The organism is Paenibacillus sp. NPDC057886 (assembly GCF_042796655.1).
Taxonomy (GTDB): Bacteria; Bacillota; Bacilli; order Paenibacillales; family Paenibacillaceae; genus Paenibacillus.
Map to the genome: position 1 here is coordinate 113,047 of NZ_JBHVMZ010000012.1, position 19,924 is coordinate 132,970.

20 protein-coding genes and 1 pseudogene are annotated in these 19,924 nt (G+C 45.1%); 14 read left to right on the plus strand and 7 right to left on the minus strand.

Annotated features, from left to right (window positions below; genetic code table 11):
* Window positions 1-12: 12 nt before the first annotated feature.
* The 6 genes from ACFVQB_RS30645 (at window position 13) to ACFVQB_RS30670 (ending at window position 7,907) form a co-directional block, all read left to right on the plus strand.
* Entirely contained in the window at window positions 13-687 is a 675-nt protein-coding gene (locus tag ACFVQB_RS30645; RefSeq protein WP_379448406.1) for a response regulator transcription factor, read from the plus strand.
* Complete coding sequence (locus ACFVQB_RS30650; protein WP_379448408.1) at window positions 684-2,036, plus strand: sensor histidine kinase; 1,353 nt, start codon at window positions 684-686, stop codon at window positions 2,034-2,036. The genes ACFVQB_RS30645 and ACFVQB_RS30650 overlap by 4 nt, the downstream gene beginning before the upstream one ends.
* Window positions 2,037-2,213: 177 nt before the next feature.
* The gene (locus tag ACFVQB_RS30655) at window positions 2,214-2,543 is read left to right on the plus strand and encodes an ArsR/SmtB family transcription factor (RefSeq protein WP_076291641.1); all 330 of its coding nucleotides are present in this window, start codon (window positions 2,214-2,216) and stop codon (window positions 2,541-2,543) included.
* A 167-nt stretch (window positions 2,544-2,710) separates the two neighbouring features.
* A complete protein-coding gene (locus tag ACFVQB_RS30660; protein WP_379448411.1) occupies window positions 2,711-4,465 on the plus strand; it encodes a SulP family inorganic anion transporter in 1,755 nt (584 codons plus the stop codon).
* A 372-nt stretch (window positions 4,466-4,837) separates the two neighbouring features.
* Window positions 4,838-6,217 (plus strand): amino acid permease, encoded by a 1,380-nt coding sequence (locus tag ACFVQB_RS30665; RefSeq protein ID WP_110001689.1) that lies wholly within the window; start codon window positions 4,838-4,840, stop codon window positions 6,215-6,217.
* Window positions 6,218-6,446: 229 nt separating this feature from the next.
* A complete protein-coding gene (locus ACFVQB_RS30670; protein ID WP_379448414.1) occupies window positions 6,447-7,907 on the plus strand; it encodes an alpha/beta hydrolase family protein in 1,461 nt (486 codons plus the stop codon).
* A 26-nt stretch (window positions 7,908-7,933) separates the two neighbouring features.
* Here the strand turns inward: ACFVQB_RS30670 and ACFVQB_RS30675 are convergent, their stop codons facing one another.
* A complete protein-coding gene (locus ACFVQB_RS30675) occupies window positions 7,934-8,917 on the minus strand; it encodes a MerR family transcriptional regulator (protein ID WP_379448416.1) in 984 nt (327 codons plus the stop codon).
* A gap of 185 nt (window positions 8,918-9,102) precedes the next feature.
* Here ACFVQB_RS30675 and ACFVQB_RS30680 point away from each other — a divergent pair, with 185 nt between their 5' ends.
* Entirely contained in the window at window positions 9,103-10,005 is a 903-nt protein-coding gene (locus ACFVQB_RS30680; protein WP_379448425.1) for an SDR family oxidoreductase, read from the plus strand.
* Window positions 10,006-10,131: 126 nt separating this feature from the next.
* Here ACFVQB_RS30680 and ACFVQB_RS30685 read toward each other — a convergent pair whose 3' ends face one another.
* Complete coding sequence (locus ACFVQB_RS30685) at window positions 10,132-12,621, minus strand: transglutaminase domain-containing protein (protein ID WP_379448427.1); 2,490 nt, start codon at window positions 12,619-12,621, stop codon at window positions 10,132-10,134.
* 255 nt (window positions 12,622-12,876) lie between these two features.
* Here ACFVQB_RS30685 and ACFVQB_RS30690 point away from each other — a divergent pair, with 255 nt between their 5' ends.
* Window positions 12,877-13,296 (plus strand): ester cyclase, encoded by a 420-nt coding sequence (locus ACFVQB_RS30690; RefSeq protein ID WP_379448429.1) that lies wholly within the window; start codon window positions 12,877-12,879, stop codon window positions 13,294-13,296.
* Window positions 13,297-13,365: 69 nt separating this feature from the next.
* The gene (locus ACFVQB_RS30695; RefSeq protein ID WP_379448431.1) at window positions 13,366-13,797 is read left to right on the plus strand and encodes a hypothetical protein; all 432 of its coding nucleotides are present in this window, start codon (window positions 13,366-13,368) and stop codon (window positions 13,795-13,797) included.
* Between the two features lie 46 nt (window positions 13,798-13,843).
* Here ACFVQB_RS30695 and ACFVQB_RS30700 read toward each other — a convergent pair whose 3' ends face one another.
* Window positions 13,844-14,602 (minus strand): GNAT family N-acetyltransferase, encoded by a 759-nt coding sequence (locus ACFVQB_RS30700; RefSeq protein ID WP_379448433.1) that lies wholly within the window; start codon window positions 14,600-14,602, stop codon window positions 13,844-13,846.
* Window positions 14,603-14,772: 170 nt separating this feature from the next.
* Here ACFVQB_RS30700 and ACFVQB_RS30705 point away from each other — a divergent pair, with 170 nt between their 5' ends.
* Window positions 14,773-15,435: a M48 family metallopeptidase gene (locus tag ACFVQB_RS30705; RefSeq protein WP_379448435.1), complete on the plus strand. Its 663-nt coding sequence runs from the start codon at window positions 14,773-14,775 to the stop codon at window positions 15,433-15,435.
* Window positions 15,436-15,478: 43 nt separating this feature from the next.
* Window positions 15,479-15,865 carry an iron chaperone gene (locus ACFVQB_RS30710; RefSeq protein ID WP_379448436.1) on the plus strand — a complete coding sequence of 129 codons (387 nt, stop codon included), beginning with the start codon at window positions 15,479-15,481 and terminating at the stop codon, window positions 15,863-15,865.
* Between the two features lie 232 nt (window positions 15,866-16,097).
* Here ACFVQB_RS30710 and ACFVQB_RS30715 read toward each other — a convergent pair whose 3' ends face one another.
* Both ACFVQB_RS30715 and ACFVQB_RS30720 read right to left on the minus strand, forming a co-directional pair.
* The gene (locus ACFVQB_RS30715) at window positions 16,098-16,178 is read right to left on the minus strand and encodes a putative holin-like toxin (RefSeq protein ID WP_371121679.1); all 81 of its coding nucleotides are present in this window, start codon (window positions 16,176-16,178) and stop codon (window positions 16,098-16,100) included.
* A 97-nt stretch (window positions 16,179-16,275) separates the two neighbouring features.
* Complete coding sequence (locus tag ACFVQB_RS30720; protein WP_379448439.1) at window positions 16,276-16,563, minus strand: hypothetical protein; 288 nt, start codon at window positions 16,561-16,563, stop codon at window positions 16,276-16,278.
* Window positions 16,564-16,728: 165 nt separating this feature from the next.
* Between ACFVQB_RS30720 and ACFVQB_RS30725 the strand changes: the two genes are divergently transcribed.
* Both ACFVQB_RS30725 and ACFVQB_RS30730 read left to right on the plus strand, forming a co-directional pair.
* Window positions 16,729-16,947 (plus strand): helix-turn-helix domain-containing protein, encoded by a 219-nt coding sequence (locus tag ACFVQB_RS30725; RefSeq protein ID WP_192263383.1) that lies wholly within the window; start codon window positions 16,729-16,731, stop codon window positions 16,945-16,947.
* A complete protein-coding gene (locus ACFVQB_RS30730) occupies window positions 16,947-17,162 on the plus strand; it encodes a helix-turn-helix domain-containing protein (RefSeq protein ID WP_379448441.1) in 216 nt (71 codons plus the stop codon). Before ACFVQB_RS30725 ends, ACFVQB_RS30730 begins: the two co-directional genes overlap by 1 nt.
* 98 nt (window positions 17,163-17,260) lie before the next feature.
* On the opposite strand, the gene ACFVQB_RS30735 is transcribed toward ACFVQB_RS30730, so the two are convergent.
* Complete coding sequence (locus ACFVQB_RS30735; RefSeq protein ID WP_379448443.1) at window positions 17,261-17,836, minus strand: dihydrofolate reductase family protein; 576 nt, start codon at window positions 17,834-17,836, stop codon at window positions 17,261-17,263.
* Between the two features lie 79 nt (window positions 17,837-17,915).
* A pseudogene (locus ACFVQB_RS30740) lies at window positions 17,916-18,126 on the minus strand (IS1595 family transposase); the annotation flags it as partial.
* A 213-nt stretch (window positions 18,127-18,339) separates the two neighbouring features.
* Between ACFVQB_RS30740 and ACFVQB_RS30745 the strand changes: the two are divergent.
* Entirely contained in the window at window positions 18,340-19,923 is a 1,584-nt protein-coding gene (locus ACFVQB_RS30745) for a glycosyltransferase family 39 protein (RefSeq protein WP_379448445.1), read from the plus strand.
* The last annotated feature ends 1 nt before the right edge of the window (window position 19,924 follow it).

The following is a 19,924-nucleotide window of genomic DNA, read 5'->3' on the forward strand; positions in this document are numbered from 1 at the left end:
CATGCATTTCATATGACCCAAATCCTTGTCGTGGACGACGATGTGCATATTCGTGAGCTGATTACCTTGTTTTTGCGGAATGAGGGATTTGAGATTGTGGTGGCTAAAGACGGTGCGGAAGCATTGGATATTGTTGAGAAATCCCAAATTGATCTGGTTATCCTCGATATTATGATGCCACGATTGGATGGTTGGGAACTATGCCAGGAGATCCGGCGCATGGATCTGAATATGCCGCTCTTGATGGTTACGGTGAAAGGGGAATCGGCTCAGAAAGTGAAGGGATTCCAGCTTGGAACAGATGATTATTTGACGAAGCCCTTTGATCCGCTGGAACTAGTGATGAGAGTGAAAGCATTGCTGAAACGGTATCTGATTGTCTCTTCCCAAACGATTCAATTGGGGGGCATTACACTGAATCGCCGCAGCTTTCAAGTGATTCGAGGGGAGCAGACGCTCAATCTGCCTTTAAAGGAGTTCGAATTGCTGTTCATGCTGGCGAATCAGCCTGGGCAGATATTTACCCGGGAACAGTTAATTACGAAAATCTGGGGGAGCGACTATGAAGGGGATGACCGGACGGTTGATGTTCATATTAAGCGATTGAGGGAAAAATTTGCTGGCGATGCACACCATTTTCAGATTGAAACGGCCCGTAGTCTGGGCTACCGGTTAATGATCACATGATCAAGACCTTATACGTTCGTATCATTTTCACATTTCTGGTTGTCATTATCTGTAGCCTGCTGTCGTCTTTCCTCATAGGGCTCTTTCTGTTCAAAAAAGAAGTAAACCATCTCGGTCAGAATGACATGATTGCAACAGGTGAGGAAATGATACGTCTCTATGAACAAACTCACCCGGAGGACCGGGATGCATTCATTAAAAGTATGGTGAAGATATCCACCTATCCCATTCATCTATATGACGTTTCCGGCAACGTAACATACTATGATCTGGACAATACGGATACCGTTCAAATTGCACCTGAGGTGGTTCAAATGGTGTTGCAGGGTCAGGTCTATCGTTCTCCGGCTGAGGTGGATCAGACCTTTATCGGTCTTCCTTTCCCATTCCAAGGGGAGCCGCAAGCCGTGTTTATGCAATTTTCCCCGCAGAACGAAAATATCATTAATCGGATGGTCTTCCTGGTATTATTACTAGCACTGTTTATCGGAAGCCTCTGTATTCTTATTGCTGCAAGGTACTTGGTGAAACCAATCCAGGTATTGACGCGTGCAACCAAGCGGCTGGCGAAGGGTGATTTTGACGTGGAAATTCAAACGAAACGTGTGGACGAAATGGGAGCTTTGACACACAGTTTTAATGAGATGGCGAGTGAGCTCAAACAGTTGGAACAGATGAGACAGGATTTTGTTTCCAATGTATCTCATGAGATTCAAACCCCGCTGACCTCTATTTCCGGTTTTGCCATGGCGATGAAAAATAGTAGCCTGGTTGCTGAGGCTGATCGTAACTATTACCTCGATATCATTATTACGGAGAGTGGACGGCTATCCAGACTTAGCGATAATCTGCTGGAGCTTGCATCGCTGGACTCCGATCATCATCCGTTCGAGGCTACTATCTATAATCTTGACGAGCAAATTCGGCAAATTATCGTTACCTGCGAGCCGCAGTGGTCCACCAAAAATATTCAGGTTCATCTGGAGTTGGCAGATACGATTCAAATTACAGCAGATCGGGATCAGCTTGATCAGGTTTGGATGAATCTGTTGGGGAACAGCATCAAGTTTACGCCAGCAGGCGGGCATATTCACATACGAACGCACCAGGTAGCGAATGAGATTCTCATCACGATAACGGATACGGGCATTGGAATAGCGCCAGAGCAGCTGGATTATGTGTTTGATCGGTTTTATAAAACGGACCTGTCGCGAAACCGCAGCATCAGTGGTAACGGTCTGGGCCTTGCGATCGTCAAGAAAATTGTAATGCTCCATCACGGAACCGTCGAAATGAAAAGCCAGGAGGGTAAGGGTACGACGGTGATGGTTCATCTGCCTTTAGAATAATTAAGAATACTTGCTCAGGGCTGCCTATAGATTCCTTTAGATTCTTTACGGCTAAAATCCGACCACTGAACCCTTCACGGACGACATAGAGCGTTACATTTCCTTTCTACTTCCTTTCAATATGTTATATGTTATGATATTTGCATCTTCAAAAGTTTGGTTGAAGGGGCATAGCGTATGAATCAGAGCATACAACAGTTTAAAGCAGATTTTTTCAAAGCGTTGGCGCATCCGATGCGAATTCAGATTCTGGAGCTGCTGAGCGATGGGGCGAAAAATGTGAATGAACTGCAAAGCATTCTGGGATCGGAAGGCTCCGCCGTCTCGCAGCAGTTGGCTGTATTGCGCAGCAAAAACGTTGTCCAGGGATTAAAAGAAGGAACGACAGTTACTTATTCGCTTCGCGACCCTTTGATTAAAGACCTGCTGGCCGTTGCTAAAAAGATTTTTGACAATCATTTGGTTGATGCCATTTCCATGCTGGAAGACATTCGAAAAGATACTTAAACACATTAAACAAGAGGAACCGGAAGCAAGTTCAGGTAACTTCTTGTTTTTTGCGTTTTATGAGGGTAACTGTTGTGAGCATTACGATTGACAGAGAGCACAGACCGGAGTAGTCTTTTTATTATATTCAAATATTCAAATATATAAAGAAAAGAAGGTTAAGACAGATGAAATGGATGGGGAGATTTGCAGGATACAATGCTTCCGCTTTTCGCAAGGATCTGTTATCCGGACTGATTGTGGGCATCATTGCGATCCCGCTCGGGATGGCGTTTGCGATAGCTTCCGGAGTCAAACCCGAGTATGGTCTGTACACAACGATTATCGCGGGCGTTCTCATTTCCTTGCTGGGGGGGTCCAAATTCCAGATTGGTGGTCCAACGGGTGCATTTATTCCGATCCTCTTCGCCATTGTCATGCAGTATGGATACGAAAATCTGCTGATTGCCGGGATGATGGCCGGATTGATGCTTGTACTTATGGGCGTTTTCAAGCTTGGCGCGTTGATCAAATTTATTCCAAGACCCGTGACCATTGGATTTACGGCGGGTATTGCTGTGATTATTTTTAGTGGGCAAATTGCGAATTTTCTGGGGCTGAGCGGCATCGAGAAGCACGAGGATTTCTGGTCCAATATGAAAGAAATCGGTGTGCATATCTCGACGATTAATATATACAGTTTGTTGACAGCTGGAATTTGTCTGGTTGTTCTTTTGCTTGTGCCAAAGTTTGCACCAAAGGTACCAGCCTCGCTGCTCGGTCTTTTTCTATCCACCGTCGTGGCTGCACTCTTTTTCAAGGATCAGGTGGCTACGATTGGCTCGACCTTCGGTGTTATTCCAGGAGCGCTACCCCAGTTTCATATTCCAGAGATCACATGGGCTCGTGTGGTGAGTTTGCTGCAGCCCGCTTTTGTCATCGCCATGCTGGGCGGTATCGAATCGCTTTTATCAGCTGTTGTTGCGGATGGCATGACCGAGAGCCGTCATAACAGCAATCGGGAGCTGATTGGGCAGGGGATCGCGAATATGGTGACACCGCTATTCGGCGGCATTCCAGCAACAGGGGCCATTGCGCGTACGGCAACGAATATTAAATCCGGTGCAGTATCGCCATTTTCTGGCGTTATTCACGGCGTTGTTGTGTTGCTGGTGCTTGTTCTCTTCGCACCATATGCGTCCCACATCCCACTTGCCAGTATGGCCCCGGTGCTGATGCTGGTTGCCTGGAATATGAGTGAGCGGAGATCGTTCATACATGTAATGAAAACCAAAACGAGTGATTCACTCGTACTGCTCATTACCTTTTTGCTTACCGTTTTTACGAGTCTAACCACCGCTGTGGAGGTGGGGTTGATCCTAGCGGTCCTTCTATTCGTGAAGCGCATGAGCGAGATGCTGAAGGTTGCCAAAGTGCTGCCTGATCCTGATCACAAGCATGAGAAGGTTATGGCGCATATGGTTCATGAAGGGCATGATTGTCCGCAGATCAGTATGTATACGATTGAAGGCCCTTTGTTTTTTGGAGCGGCAGATCTGTTTGAGAAATCGGTGATGGATTCGATTCATCAAAGACCAGGTATTCTGCTGCTGCGTATGGGGAAGGTTCCTTTTATGGATACAACAGGTGAAGCTAACCTTGCCAGTTTGGTGAAGCATTTTGAGCGATGCGGTGGCATGATACTGTTTTCAGGCGTTCAGGCGCAGCCCTTGGAGATGATGAGGAAAACGGGTTTAATGGAGCGCATTCATCCTGATCACATGTTTGAGCATACCGGTGAAGCCATCAATTATGCATTACAGCATCTGAATCACCAGAAGTGCCTAGGCTGCAAGCATTTCGCTTTTCGTGAATGTGCTGTGTTGTCGCGAGAAGATGCCGTTGCCGAACGGCAAAGTTTGCTGAAGCCTACCTCCATATAATCTGGAATTCTCATTCTGTTCGAAGCTTCTTCACACGGAGGGGATTGGACGAGTATTTGTGTCTATATATGATGGGGATGCTAATTTGTTGTACGGGGACAAGCATTGAATGCTCTGGTTATTCTGGTTTTGCATGGCCTGTTTATTCGATGAATCAGCGTAGGTTGCAAGATAGGAATAAAATAGATCAAGAGGGGGCTGCCCCTCTTTTTATTTTGGGTGAAAACCTTAACGAACATGATATGTGTCCATGATTTGATATACTGAATCCGCTTCCTTACATTCCTTGTTGTATTTCTGCGGCACATCTCGTACAATTTGGTGAAGTAATTCTGCATTGCGTTAATGTGAATGTAAAAAGGGGAGAATCGTTTGGAATCAAAGCAACTATCTAGAGGGCTAAAGCCCCGCCATGTAGAGCTGATTGCACTCGGAGGTACGATCGGGGTCGGATTGTTCATGGGATCGGCAAGTACGATTAAATGGGCAGGTCCTTCGGTGCTGCTGGCCTATTTGCTGGCCGGGATCATTATCTTTTTTGTCATGCGTATTATGGGGGAAATGTTGATTCAGGAGCCTGTCACCGGTTCATTTGCCACATTTGCTCATAAGTATATCAGTCCACTCGCCGGGTTCCTGACTGCCTGGAGTTATTGGTTCCTCTGGGTCACGGTTGGTATGGCAGAAGTCACGGCGATTGGGATTTATGTAGGCTACTGGTTCCCTGATATTCCACAATGGCTGCCTGCCTTGGCTGGGGTGCTCATTATTGCGGCAGCGAATCTGGCAGCGGTAAAGTACTATGGAGAATTCGAATTCTGGTTTGCACTGATCAAGGTGACGGCTATTGTCTTCATGATCGTGATCGGAACCGGACTGATCTTCTTCGGCTGGGGGAACGGAGGAGAGCCCATTGGGCTATCGAATCTGGTGAGCCATGGCGGATTTTTCCCAGGAGGGATCAAAGGTTTCCTCTTTGCCCTGTGTATCGTAACGGCTGCTTACCAGGGCGTTGAAATGGTAGGGATTACGGCAGGTGAAGCGGAAAATCCGAAGATCACGCTGCGTAAAGCGATCAAAAACATCGTGTGGCGTATTCTCATTTTTTACGTTGGGGCCATCTTTGTCATCGTGACATTGTACCCTTGGAATGAAGTGGGAGAGACGGGAAGTCCGTTTGTACTGACGTTTGCCAAAGTCGGAATTGTTGCTGCTGCAGGAATTATCAACTTTGTTGTGCTTACCGCCGCGATGTCGGGATGTAACAGTGGGATCTATAGTGCAGGACGTATGCTTTACACGCTTGCGGAGAATGGACAGGCACCGGCCTTTTTCAAAAAGCTGTCCAAAGGCGGGGTTCCCCGCAACAGTATTATCATCACGATTTCCTTGCTGCTGGTGGGTGTTGTGCTCAACTACCTGATGCCAGACTCCAAACTGTTCCTTTACATCTACAGCGCAAGTGTTCTTCCGGGGATGGTTCCGTGGTTCGCGCTGGCCTTCAGCCAGTTCAGGTTCAGAAAGCGTTGGGGCAATGAGATGGGAGATCACAATTTTAAATCCAAATGGTTCCCCATCAGCAACTATATCATCATCGTATATCTGACGCTCGTTATTATTGGTATGGCATTTAACCCGGATACGCGGTTACCCCTGATTGTCGGGGCTACATTTATGGCGATCGTTGTGATCGGATATTTTGTATTTGGCATAGGGAAAAGACAGCGGGTAGATGAAGGCGAAGATCACTAGCCTCATATTATAAAATAGTTGATGTTAATATCGTAATATCATACATGCATTCCTTGAATACATGGAAGAACCTTCGGGAGATCCAGTGTTATGCAGGGAGTGTATTTTTTTTGTTTTTCAAAAATCACCCTTGAATCTCCTGTAACTGGAGGTTTTATGATTGGAAATAGAAGAGCTGCTGCACGATATATTTTAATTTTAATTGTGGCAGAGAAGGGGGCAAGGAATAATGAGAACACTAGAATGGATTTATCTTATTTTCAATGTAGTGATGCTGGTGTGGTTGATTGGGGGCCGAAACAAACCTCGGAAAATGGTGTGGGGAGGATTGGTCATATCGGTTGTATTATTGCTGGTACATGGGGTGATTGAGGGATTGCGTTGGCCCATGATTCCGGCGTATCTGCTCACACTGGTTCCACTGATTGTGTTAATCGCTAAGAGGTCAAAATCAGCCGTTGTGCGGAAATTCGGACGTGTTCGAATCATCGGAACATCGCTGTTGGTATTGGTATACACTGCCGTGACGATGGGGCTGCCACTTCTGTTCCCGGTATTTTCATTTGATAGTCCAACAGGACCTTACGGAATTGGTACGGTTTCCTACGATTGGACGGATGAGAGCCGGGAGGAATTGCTGACGAGTACAGCCGGAGACAAACGGGAACTGATGGTGCAGATCTGGTATCCAACGGATAAAGACACCAAGGGAACAACGGCTCCTTATGTGAATGATCCGAAAGTGTATGCAACAGCCTTTAATGATGTGCTGAAGCTGCCAAAGCTTTTATTTTCAAGCCTGAGTCTAGTCAAAACCCATGCTATTCAGAAGGCATCATTGTCTGATGTGGAAGCCAAGTATCCGGTCATTCTTTTCTCACACGGCCTGCATGGTTATGAAAACCAAAATACGTTCCAGGTGGAGCAACTGGTCAGCCAAGGTTATATTGTTGTGGGCATTAATCATACGTACAGCAGTCTGGTCTCGGTGTTCCCGGATGGGCGTGTGGCGCAATTTGAATCGGAGGGTAAGGAAGGATTCGATCAACTGCAGTTCAGTTATATGGACAAGCTCAACGAGACATGGGTGAAGGATGCGCAATTTGTGCTGGATCAAGTGGAGAAGCTGGCTGCCAATGACGCAAACGGGCGTTTTAACGGTCATATGGATCTGGATAACATCGGCATGTTTGGACATTCATTTGGCGGGGCAACAACCGTACAGATGCTGATGGATGATCCTCGTGTCAAAGCAGGTATGAACATGGATGGCGTATTGTTTGGAGAGAAGCGCATTCCTGCCGAAGGCGTGGGCAAGCCGTTCCTCATGATGAGCGCGGACACAACCGTTGCAGGTACAAGTGTCATGAGTGACGACGAGATTGCAGCTATGGGCACGACTCGTCCGGAAGCCGAGAAATACTACGAAGAAGTGTATGCACGTTATGAACCAGTGACCGCGGGAGGAAACTACTGGATGCAGCTGAGTAATACCAAACATCTGAGCTTCTCGGACCTCTATCTGATATCTCCCATTCTCGAATGGTCACAGGGTGTAGATGCAAGGGGAGCACACCAAATCGTAAATGATACAACAATCGACTTCTTTAACCACTATCTGAAAGGGCAACCGTTTCAGTTGGACAGTGAAGTGGGAGAACACACATCCTATTCATTGAAAAAAGGTTGAATGTAAACATGGAAGAAGGCTGAAATTCAGTCTCCTTCCATTTGTTTTAATCGCAGTCGCATGCCTTCCTGCAACAGATTAATGCCGTCTACGATCTGGCTCCATTCAGGATTCACGATCTTGCAGAGCTTGTTAAAACGAAGGATGCGCTCTGTTACGGAGTCGAGCATATATCGAGCCTGTTTACGAAAAAATGCTTCCGGATCTCCAGCATGTTCAATACTGGCGTACATCATCACAAAATCCCACACCATGCTCTGCACTGCGGGGCTTTCTAACGGCCAACGTTTCTCCAGAGCTTCGGTGGCACGAATGCGCAGGGTCTCCATTTTTTTCACCCAGGCGTCTGCTTCAATCTGTGGATGATTCGCCATAGTGAAGAAGGGAAGCTCGAGGCGGGCCAGATCGGCGATATAGGCTGGATTGTTGATGATTTCCTGGATTTCCTTCCATGCCAGTGTTTGTTGGGCAGACAGCTTTGTATCTTTCATCATGTATTTGTCGAAAAAATGCAGAAACGAAACTCTCCATTCATGCGGGATGCCGTCCAGCAGGTGAGATTCTTCCATTTTGGCGGAAACGAATTTTTTCCTCTTTTGGGCATTGGCAGTCAGCGAATCCACCAGGCTTGATACATAGGTAAGAGACTGTCCGGAATGAAGCGTATCTTCCTCTTCATGCTGTTTGGCTTGTTGCAGAATGGAGAGCATGGCATTCATTGTCCCGATCTGAGTTTCCAGGGCTTCAATCTGTAGATCCAGCGCCTGTGACACGCCAAGTTCACCGGACATCAGCTTGCGAATATCCGATATGCCAAAATTCAAATAGCGAAGCGTTGTAATAAGTTCCAGCCGCCACACGTCTTGCGGTGTATAGAGACGGTGACCACCTTCCGTATGAAAAGAGGGCCGGAGCAACTCGATTTCATCGTAATAACGAATCGTTTTGACAGTCGAGCCGATCATTTTGGCAGCAACACCGATCGAATATGTATCTTTGCTTTGGTTCAATGAAATCACCTCAGGATCTATTATACAACCTCCAGTCACTGGAGATTCAAAGTCGGAAGGTTTGCCATGGAAATGTCCAGAGCCAGTTTAAATTCCGCCCATCTCGGTTACAAAGGAAAGAGTGCAACTTTTATGAAAACAACATAATAAATAAATTAATAAATAAATCCGAGGAGGAATTGAACATGGCTAATCAAGACCAACACACCATGCAAGATCCGACGACACAATATCCGAAGGCAACATCAGATTGGAAGCAGCAGCAGGAGGAGCCTGGGCTACAGCGTGAAATGACTCCTGTACCTGATGCAGGTGAGAAAAGCTATAAAGGCAGCGGGCGTCTGACCGGACGTAAAGCTGTTGTAACCGGAGCCGACAGCGGTATTGGTCGGGCAGCAGCCATCGCTTTTGCCCGTGAAGGCGCGGATGTTGTCCTGGCTTACCTTCCCGAGGAAGAAGCCGATGCGAAGGAAGTGGTCAAGCTGATCGAAGAAGCAGGCCGCAAGGCTGTTGCGATTCCAGGTGACCTCAAGGATGAGAAATACTGCGAAGAACTCATTGAATCTGCTGTAAAAGAGCTCGGTGGGATCGATATCCTCGCCAACGTAGCAGGTAAACAGCAGTTTGTTGAGCAGATCGCCGATCTGACTACAGAACAATTTGATGCAACATTCAAAACCAATGTCTATTCGATGTTCTGGCTCTGTAAAGCAGCTGTGGAACACATGAAACCAGGCAGCTCCATTATTAACACATCTTCTATTCAAGCATACAAGCCATCTCCAATCCTGCTGGATTATGCAACAACAAAGGCAGCAATCAATACATTCAGCAAAGCGCTGGCCCAGCAAGTAGGCAGCAAAGGCATCCGTGTGAATGTCGTCGCACCAGGTCCAGTATGGACACCGCTTCAGGTGGTTGGTGGACAGCCCGTGGAGAAGCTTGCTGATTTTGGCTCCAATACGCCGCTTGGTCGTGCAGGGCAGCCTGCGGAAATGGCGCCAGCGTTTGTGTTCCTGGCGAGCCAGGAATCGAGCTATGTGAGCGGTGAGACATTGAACGCCAATGGCGGTACAGTTAGTCCGTAATATAGGGATATAAAAGGGCCTATGAATCATAGGTCAATGATCATAGGCAAGTGAAGCAAAGAACTCCATTCCCAATGAAGGTGAATGGAGTTCTTTGTTGTTACGGAATTTTTCTTAATTATTGTATTACTTCTGATCCGGGTTAGGCTCCAGAATGGCGTAGCTGCCAAGCGTGGCCAATTGAGCCGTATTCAGCAGGGCTTCATCTACCGCAGCAAGGGCTTCGCCTGCAGCTGTCATCAGCTCATCGGAGTTCACAGGTGAGGCGAAACGGAGGATTACCCGATTTTCTCCATTTTTCAGTTCACTTTCAGCCTTCGTTTTGTATTCACTAATCGAAGCGACTTCGAGATCGTTCTGTACATAATAATCGTTCGCATCACTTTCGCCATTAAACAGGGCGAGTTCGGAATCAAGCCAGTAATCCTTATCGGCTATCGTTTTCTGGCTTGCAGCCGTTTCATCATTTGCATTGTACAGGAAGTAAGGGATACCGGAATTGGTCAGATTGTTGGTGGCATCCACATGGAACCATTCATTACCGATTTTGACCTTATTCCATGCATGAGGAACACCGCTAGATGCTCCCGTTACGACGATGCTTTCCAGTCCAGACAGATCGGAGAGCAGTTTGTAGACGGAAGCATAGCTGGCACATACGCCAACGCCTTTGACAAGGATACCGTAAGTGGTAAACGAATCGTTGAACTGTGCATCGACATTTTTAAAGTTGTTCTGTTCCGCATTTTCAAGTGCCGCATCATCATACTTCGCGTTATCGTTCAGATAATCGTAGATGGCTTTCCGTTTCTCATCATCCTTCATGCCATCCTTGATGATGGAAGCTACAACTTCGTTTGCTTTGGCAATAATCTCGCTCTGCTTCTTCTGGATGACATCTGCCGACTCATTGTAATGGATCGAAAGGGTAAGTGTACCGTAATTGTATTCAAAACCTTCCACACCAAGAATCAATGGATTCTGGTACATCACTTTTAGGACAACATCAGAGAGCGTTGTGAAATTCTGGGCCTCTGGAAAAGCTTTTAATGAGATCTTGTCTTGGGCAGCAACCATGTTTTTAGCCAAAACTTCTTCCAATGCAGAATCTGCATTGATCATAGCATCGCCTGTAGCCGGCTCAGGAACCGTTTCCTGATTGCCTTGCTCCACATTCTGCTGTGTATTGGATTTCTGCTCATCTACCAGGTTGTCCTCTTCAGTTTCAGAAGCTTTATCGGAAGTTTCATCGGCAGCCTCGTCGGATACCGGATCAGTTTTATCTTCTGACGTTCCAGTATCGGTTCTGGACTCCGTAGATGGAGTTTCTTCCCCCGCCGGTTCTGCTTCTGTTTCCGTTGCAGTCTCCGATGGAGGCGCATCATGATTGTTGATAATGGTTAGCACATCCGGTGCAGGAACGTAAGGTGTGTCATTTTTCGGTTCTACGAGTCCGTTGCTGGATTCAGCCACGGTTTGCTGAGCAAGTCTATCGAGGTCATCTTGGGTCACATTCTCCACCCGTACATAACTTTTCAGAGCTGTTCCTTTAATGTGAAAAGGAATATTCGTTTCGTTGAACTCCGAAATCTCTACGTTGGCAGTATCATAGATAATCGTTTCTTGGGAAAACGAACCATCGATGTACTCAATACTTGTTGTTTTAGGCAATTCATTCATGTTCTTCAATTTATTCATATACAGTTGTTCTTTTAAAGCCATCGGCAACTGATTAGAGAGGGGGGCAGTGGCAACACCGTTGCTGAAATTGGATTCCTTATCTCCGCTGACCGCTGTGACGTAATATTCACCCTTCATACCATGGTTCTGATAGGAAGTCATCTGCTCATTAATGGTGCCGAGACCGCCTTTTCCATCTTCCATAAAGTCATTAAAGGATGCTTCCGTTGTTGTGGTTAAAAGCAATGGATTGCTTCCATTGAAGGCTTTCTCCGCTCCTTGCAAGGGTACGTTGTTTGTTTCAAAAATAACCGTTCGATCTGCACGATTATAAATTTTATATTCGGTTGCACCTTCGACCTTGTCCCAAGTCAGTTTAAAGCGCTTATCCTTGTCGATTTCATATTTGAGATTGGGAACAGGCAGCTCGGATTTTACTGTGAAAGGAATGATCATTGGTTGATCCAGTAGCGTGAGCTTCTCGGCATCCAGATCATAGTTAATACGAATGTAATAAATGGGGGCACCGCCCCAAGTGCTTTGCTCCTGTGTCCGTAACTTATCTGAGGTTAAAACACCCCATCCAAGAGGCTTAATGGAGACACTATTGTCATTGCTTTCTGGTATGGCGTAAACTTTGCTGGATTCAAGGGCCTTAATATCGGTATGTACACTAATCATATCACTTGCTTGTATACGGCTATTTTTCAGATCTGCTTTGAACTTAAACTTAAATTCTTCATCTTGAGCTACGTTATACATCGGCATGATCGCTTTATCCGATTCGGAGCCGTACTTCTGCTTCAAACTTAATACGCTAGAGCCTTCTACTATTTCTGTGGGGTTATTCTCGGACGGGCTACTCTCCTTGTCATTGCTCTGGCATCCAGCCAATAATAGGGTGAGCGTAAACATAATCAAAAATAAACGTTTCATGATACACCGCTTTCTCGTTTTTCTAAAAACCATTTCGAACCTCTTATCAGCAAAACCTCCTATTAATTCCCTAATGTCTTTTGCTAGTCTATGGTCATATAGACTTATTGTCAAGATATGTAATGGTATATTATGACTATATACAATAAAGTAAGAATCCTGTATCAGAGCCAGTTAAATTGATCTTTGCGAGAGAGTGAGAATTCTCGATACTTCTGATACAATGCATGATAAACAGAAAATGGAGTGGATCGGATGACGCCAGAACAGATTGTCAGAACTTTTTTTGAAGAAGTGCGCTCGGGTCGCAATCTTGATTATGCCAATACACTGATGGCCGAGCAGGTACTGGCTCACCAGGTGATCTCGGAAGAGGAAGTGACAGTCACAAGAACGCCCTCCGTCTATGCGGATCATGTGAGGGAAATGATCGAGGCGTACGGAGATTTTTCGCTGCAGATTCAGGAGTTGCTTGCACAGGGAGATAAAGTATATGTACGCTGGAGACAAGTGGGTACTCATGTTGGAGAAGTGGATGGATATGCGCCGACCAACCTGCCCGTGATTGAAATTGCGAGTGCGGTATATCGAGTGGAGAATGAGAGAATTGCAGAATACTGGATTCAGATCGACAGGCTGGGGATCGAAAAACAATTGGAGCGCAATCAGAGCTGAGAACCAGCTCTTTCACAGGAGAGATTTCTCAAATTATATAATACAGATATAACAGGTGGAGGTGACATCATGAAACACACAAAAATGGCAATGGCTGTTCTGGCCGCCACCGCTATCATTACTACAGTAATAACAACAGCATCAATGAATAATGAAACTGTTGTCACTACATCCTTCACATTATCAGTAATTAATAATGAGGATATCGCAGGTACTGCGACTACGAAACAGTTTAATATCCCGGAGGGTTTTGAATATGTGAAAGTGAGCTTTAAAAACACGGGTTCGAAACCGTTCACGTTCACAATCAACCAAGGATCTATTACCGGAACCGCAAAAATGTCTTATTCTGTCCCAGCAGACGGAAAAGAGCATACTTATTGGAGTGACCAAGCTTGGTCAACGGGTTGGTTTTATGTGAGCATGTCTTCTGCACAAGGGATGTCCGGCAGATTGAGTGTGCGTCTGGGTACCGACCTCAATGAACTGAAAAGTTTTTGAATTCTAAAGCCATCGGCTCATACTGGTGGAGTGATTGTAGAAAAGCCTAAGCTTCCTTGACTCTATACCAGTATGTATAGATTTCCGAGAATCCAAGCTTGGCATACAGTTTTAATGCGGGAGCATTATTAGCAACCACTTGCAGGTAACTGGACGTAGCGCCATTCTCTTTTCCCCAATGCAACAAATGAAGGATCATCTGCTCAGCCAATCCCCGATTTCGAAAGTTAGCGTCCGTAATGATGTCATACAATCCAATATAGCCTCGTTCCACCACACCGAATCCACAAGCGACGACTTGTCCGTCGATGAACAGCGAGATGAAACCTGTGCCCGTACGGATGTTGGTCAACATTTGTTCCATCGTTCCCCGATGCAGATCATTTACCTGATTTAGGCTGCAAAAGTGATCCAGCCACTCTCCGGTTAACTGTTCGTCCATTTTTACAGCAGAGTGCTCAGGCTCCTTAATGGTTTCCAGGCTCCGAGTCTGGACCCGGCTCAGATCCACAACATCATACCCCTTTTCATGCAAAAGCTGGTCGAGATGATCCGGCTGGATAAACGGCGTAATCTTGAATATGGTACTTAACTGATTGGAAGCGTAGATTCGCTCGCATTGCTCGATCTTTTCATGCACATCCATGGTCGAGTAGTGAAGAGGTTGAATGGAGTTAGCGCGCTTCGTATATCCCTGTGCAAAACGCAGTACCCATCCGTCAAAAAGCAAGGTGGATAAGGGCTGCCAATGGTTGAGTGATAGTTCCTCAATGGTTTTGTAATCCAGATTCGATCTAGGGGTCATATCTATCCTCCTATCTTATAATTTTATAATAATACATATTAATGAATAAAAATTCAATACAAGATATATAGTCTCGCGGAACATTATGCATAGAATTACTGAATAGGTTACAATCTGAATGAATAAATGAGGATTTTGAAATTGAAATATCGGAAGAAGTGGAGCAGGTTATGCTAACAATTGAAATAAACAATCACATCATTAACTGTCATATCGAATATGGGAAACGGAAGAAAGCCTCCATCACAATGGATTTACCCTATATGGTCACAATCAAGGCTCCTAATGGGACCAGCGAAGAGATGATCCGCCAGCTTGTTGCGCAACATGGGGAAGTGATTTTGTCAAAATCAGCTCTGATGCAGCAGGCGTTGGACGGTCCTCAAGCGAAAGAATATGAAGAGGAAGGCAAAGGGAAGTTTCTGCTCTTTGGCAAAGAATATGCGCTGCATGAGTTAATTGACGTAGAGGGATGTTCGGAAGAGGATTTGCGTGCGAATCTGAAGAAGTTTTATTTTGCCGAGTGTAAAAGAATGATCGGTGAGCGCATCGGCCGTTACCAGCAGGAGTTGAAGGTGAAGCCGAAGTCTGTGGATATTGTGGAATCGGCGACCAAGTGGGGAAGCTGCAGTTGGGATAAAAAGCTGACGTTTAACTACCGCTTGGCGATGGCTCCACTGGAAGTCATTGATTACGTAATCATTCATGAGCTATGTCACATCCATCATATGAATCATGATCGTTCATTTTGGCGCCGTGTGGGCAGTATTATGCCCGACTACAAAGCCAAGGAGGATTATCTGATGCGAAATGGCCGAGCCATGACGTTGTGAAAAATGCCCATACCACGAATGGACGTGGTGGAAGGAGTTCAAGATGTCAGAGAGTACCTCTTTTGATGTGCTGGTAGATGAATATATCTCGCAATTTCCTTCGGATGTACAGGTCAAATTACAAGCATTAAGACAGATTATTCGCGATTCCGCTCCCAATGCCGTGGAGAAGATCAGTTACAAGATGCCAACGTATGCAGAGCACGGAAACTTGGTTCATTTTGCAGCGTACTCCAAGCATATCGGATTTTACCCGGGTGCCAGTGGGATCGAAGCGTTTAAGGAAGAACTCTCACGTTATAAAGGAGCCAAAGGATCGGTGCAATTTCCCTTGGATCAACCCTTGCCAGAAGAATTAATCCGCCGGATCGTGGAATTTCTGGTGCAGGCAAATGTGGAGAAGGCTCGGGAAAAGAAGCGAAAGAAGTAGTGGATGGTACCGTAAATATATGCTCGAGTGTAAAGAATTGTATGAGCATCAACACGGTTTATATGTGACTTCAAAGATTTGAGTATGGTATAATTAGAGCAGATTAGACGTAAAATGCTCAGAGAGCCGTGCTGGTAACACGACTCTCTGAGCAATAGCCGCTTTTAAGGGCGGTGGGCTTCGCTTAGAAAGATGATCATAAATAGACCGCATTCCTTGCTATGGGGGCGGTCTATTTGCGTTTATCGGACAGAATGGCAATGATGAGCGTACCGAAGGTAAGCATCAGCATGATTGCTTCAAACACTGTCACAGGGCATCCCTCCCTTCATGGCGAGGTAGCCGACCGACCCTTTAAGCCTATTCTATTGCTTTGTTGATTATAGCATGTTTTGTAAGAAACTAGGGTGTTAGAATCTGTGTATATGTAACTCGCTCATTAGCTGCAGGGCATCCCGAAAACCTTGTAAATAAATCTCTCTTTCCAGAAGTGTTTGCATAGAGATTTGAGTATCTTCATATAAAAAAATGGTCTGATTCAGATGTTCAGGTAAAGCTTGGCGAATGGTATGAAAATAATGATCAGATTCTTCAGATAGTTGGGTATAATCAGGCTGTGTGTGAGACAAATTGTTGTATAATAACTCTAAGCGCGTTCGGATTAACGGTTCTGCCAAGGATTCCAGAGATTCTATCATTTTTGCACACCTCTTTTAGGGAAATGTATAGATATTGAGCTTATATATGTGTCTATGTCTCGATAGATAGAACACTACAGTGTACATTATATTTATTAGAATATACACTTTGTAATGTGCTTTGTCAACACTACAGTATGCATTATAGTTTGGAGGAGAACATGTATGATTAAGATTCATTTATCTCGAATCATGGGAGAGAAAAGAATTAACATTGCCGATTTATCTCGACTAACCGGATTACATAGAAATGGGATTGCTAAATTATATAATGAGGAAACAGATGGTGTGAAGTTCGATACGCTGAATCGAATATGCGAGGCTTTGGATTGTGAGATCCAAGATATTATTGAGTTTATTAAGGACGAAAAGGATCACCTTTAATGATCAAATTCACTCTCGAACAAGTTCTGAAGGATAAGGGTATGTCTATGTATGCTTTGGCTAAAAAAACAGGAGTTCGTCCTAATACCATTGGACAATGGGTAACGGATAGCGGTTTTGAAGTCAAATCGATCACAATCGAGACCCTTGAGAAAATTTGTGTTGCACTGGAATGTCAGCCAGGCGATCTGATTAAATTTATTGACGAAAAGTGATCTAATGTTGATTTGTGACCATAAGAAAACCGCCTTTGTGAAAAGGCGGTTAATTGAGCTATCGTCTCCCGTTAGCGTAATCACCTTAAGTGACAAGGTCATCTTACCGTCTGGTAAACGAGACCTATGGCTCCAGAATCAAAGGTCTTGTTTTCGATTAGCTTAAGATTGGTCTTCTCCTTGAGACCTTGGAATAACGGCAATCCCTTACCGATCAGGACGGGAGAAACCGTAATTTTATACTCATCAATTAAATCAAGCTGCATAAGGTGGTGTGCGAACCTAGGACTGCCGAGAATGACCATATCCTTGCCTGGCTGCTGTTTGAGGTTATTGATCTCTTCCTCGACATCTTCTTTCACGAGTCTGGAATTATTCCATTCGACTTTCTCCAGCGTCGTGGAAAAAACGATTTTGGCTGTCTTTTCGATCCACTCAGCATGATCCCGTTCATGTTGCGAAGCTGATGGGTTCGAAGGCACAGATGGCCAGTAACTGTGCATCATCTGATAAGTCCCACGCCCCCAAATGACAGCGTCGGCAGTACTCAGAATTTCTTTCGCGTGCTTCTCCAAATCAGCATCGTAGGAAACCCAGCCAATGTCCATTTCACCATTCGGCCCTTCTACATAACCGTCAAGCGATGCGTGCAGAAATAGAACGAGTTTTCTCATTTTCAGTTCTCCTTTGTTCATGAGGGATATCTACATCATACATTTACTATATTTAGCATAATTCAACTTGGGTTGTTTCTTATGGATTGCTAATCCCAAACCTGCCCGTTAGCTTAACAAGAAGTAGCAGAAAGCCGAAGCTTTGTGTTCGTGTCGGTGACAGTAAACAGGCACGATTTGACCAACATATTTTCCTTATTCGATGAGGTATTCTCATATTCCTTGTTATAACGGAACCAAGCCAAATAATTTTGCGAATATTGGTTGCAAACACCATTGAAGCGCACAATGCGGACGTACAAGCTCGGGGTTACAAAAAGAAGATAAGTTCCTGCTTACCACATAAACCAATCATGACCGTTACCTTATCCAAGGAACGGTCTTTTTTTGTGATGTTAATCATCCCCCAATGAGCATTCTGAAGCACGAATCTGAATTCAGCCTTTTTTCAGGTAGAGGCATTATACTATTCCCGAATTCTGTATTCGAAAAGGAGTTTTGGCATGCCTAAGGTGATCCATAAGACGCTTTATCTCATTCTGCTTGTTTTTGTCGGGCTGTTTATCGTTTCGACCTTATTTGTCCGGGCGCAGTACAATTACGCCTTGTATGGGGATAATCCGATTCTGGGCACGCAGCAGTGGAGTATTTTTATCCCGGTGATTGTTTTGCTTCTTGGATCAGCTATCGGGTTATACCGCCTTTGTCTAAAATTGAACAAGTACAGCCCAAAGGTTGTCATTCCCGTGGTGCTGTTATGTTCTCTGGTGATTCAAGTCGTAATCATCTTTGTATTTCCACGAGTGCCCACGGATGATTCGCAGACCGTGCTTTCACTCGCGATGAACATGCTCTACGATCAGGATTATTCCTCGTTCGAACCGGGCGGATATCTGCACATGTTCCCGTTCAACTTTTCTACCGTCTTGTATTTAAAAACATTGCTGTACCTGTTCCCGGATAATTATCTGGTAATCAAGTTGTTCAATATTTTGTTTTCAACGGTAACGACATTAATGATTTATCTCATTTATAAACAGTTAAATCATAAGTCCACGGAACGTGATTACGGGGTTCTAATCTTTGCGGCCACGTATCTGCCATCCCTGTTCCTGAACAACCTGATCTATAACGATGTAATTGCTACGGCATTCCTGACGTCTTGTTTATACTTTTTGATTCGGTTTATACGTGAAAAGTCTTGGCAGACGATCGTCATTGCCGCGATTCTTCTCGCGATTGGCAACTACTTCCGAAGCATCGGTGCGATTGTGCTGATTGCTGCCGTCTTATACATTCTGCTGAATATGCGGAGCATTGGATACAAGAAAGTGATCGCCTCCATTTTCATGCTGGCTATTTTGTTTAATGTTCCAGGTTGGACTCAAAATGCCGTCCTGCAGTCAACTGGTGCTGTAAGCGAGCCTGTTGGTGAAAATTCGGCACCCGTTTATATGTGGCTGAACATGGGGATTAATCTGGAACGATTCGGGTTCTGGGACAATATGGAGAGCTACCAGATTTATCAGAGACAGGCCAATTATAATAAGGCCCAGAGCACAGAATTGTTTAAGCAGGAGATTGAACGGAAGCTGTCGGAAGCCAGCTTAAGTGACTTGGCCCAGATGTATTATAAAAAGATCATTTGGACCTGGACGGAAGGTACCTACCAAATGGATCGATATGGCATCGGTAATGAAAGCTCCTCGGGTATGGGAGGAGGAAGAGGTGGTGGAATTGCTGGTTCCTACAGTTATACCAATGCGGTAACAGACTTATTCCAGGGGGATTCCGCCTACCGGACGGGTTTGCTCTGGGTGGTTTATGTGATGAATTTCATGATGTACTGTTTTATTTTCATCCGGTTGGTCAATGGAATTCGTGGAAAGCGGTATGACGAAGTCTCTTTGATTCTGATTATTCTTGGATTTATCGGGTTCTATATTCTGTGGGAGATTAAATCGAGGTATATCTACCCCGTATATCCGCTGCTGGTTGTATTGTCGTACATGGGATTCAAAGATGCGTATAACTTCATGTTTCATAGAAAACTCGGCTGGGAACGTTCTTCCCTGAGAAAAAGGTGAT

Excerpts from the sequence above, each read along its gene's own strand:
- ACFVQB_RS30650 (WP_379448408.1), top strand. The coding sequence starts at position 684 with ATGATCAAGACCTTATACGTTCGTATCATTTTCACATTTCTGGTTGTC.
- ACFVQB_RS30710 (WP_379448436.1), top strand. The coding sequence starts at position 15,479 with ATGTCAGAGAGTACCTCTTTTGATGTGCTGGTAGATGAATATATCTCG.
- ACFVQB_RS30660 (WP_379448411.1), top strand. The coding sequence starts at position 2,711 with ATGAAATGGATGGGGAGATTTGCAGGATACAATGCTTCCGCTTTTCGC.
- ACFVQB_RS30705 (WP_379448435.1), top strand. The coding sequence starts at position 14,773 with ATGCTAACAATTGAAATAAACAATCACATCATTAACTGTCATATCGAA.
- ACFVQB_RS30685 (WP_379448427.1), bottom strand. The coding sequence starts at position 12,621 with ATGAAACGTTTATTTTTGATTATGTTTACGCTCACCCTATTATTGGCT.
- ACFVQB_RS30700 (WP_379448433.1), bottom strand. The coding sequence starts at position 14,602 with ATGACCCCTAGATCGAATCTGGATTACAAAACCATTGAGGAACTATCA.
- ACFVQB_RS30725 (WP_192263383.1), top strand. The coding sequence starts at position 16,729 with ATGATTAAGATTCATTTATCTCGAATCATGGGAGAGAAAAGAATTAAC.
- ACFVQB_RS30645 (WP_379448406.1), top strand. The coding sequence starts at position 13 with ATGACCCAAATCCTTGTCGTGGACGACGATGTGCATATTCGTGAGCTG.
- ACFVQB_RS30690 (WP_379448429.1), top strand. The coding sequence starts at position 12,877 with ATGACGCCAGAACAGATTGTCAGAACTTTTTTTGAAGAAGTGCGCTCG.
- ACFVQB_RS30680 (WP_379448425.1), top strand. The coding sequence starts at position 9,103 with ATGGCTAATCAAGACCAACACACCATGCAAGATCCGACGACACAATAT.
- ACFVQB_RS30745 (WP_379448445.1), top strand. The coding sequence starts at position 18,340 with ATGCCTAAGGTGATCCATAAGACGCTTTATCTCATTCTGCTTGTTTTT.
- ACFVQB_RS30655 (WP_076291641.1), top strand. The coding sequence starts at position 2,214 with ATGAATCAGAGCATACAACAGTTTAAAGCAGATTTTTTCAAAGCGTTG.
- ACFVQB_RS30670 (WP_379448414.1), top strand. The coding sequence starts at position 6,447 with ATGAGAACACTAGAATGGATTTATCTTATTTTCAATGTAGTGATGCTG.
- ACFVQB_RS30720 (WP_379448439.1), bottom strand. The coding sequence starts at position 16,563 with ATGATAGAATCTCTGGAATCCTTGGCAGAACCGTTAATCCGAACGCGC.
- ACFVQB_RS30695 (WP_379448431.1), top strand. The coding sequence starts at position 13,366 with ATGAAACACACAAAAATGGCAATGGCTGTTCTGGCCGCCACCGCTATC.
- ACFVQB_RS30730 (WP_379448441.1), top strand. The coding sequence starts at position 16,947 with ATGATCAAATTCACTCTCGAACAAGTTCTGAAGGATAAGGGTATGTCT.
- ACFVQB_RS30735 (WP_379448443.1), bottom strand. The coding sequence starts at position 17,836 with ATGAGAAAACTCGTTCTATTTCTGCACGCATCGCTTGACGGTTATGTA.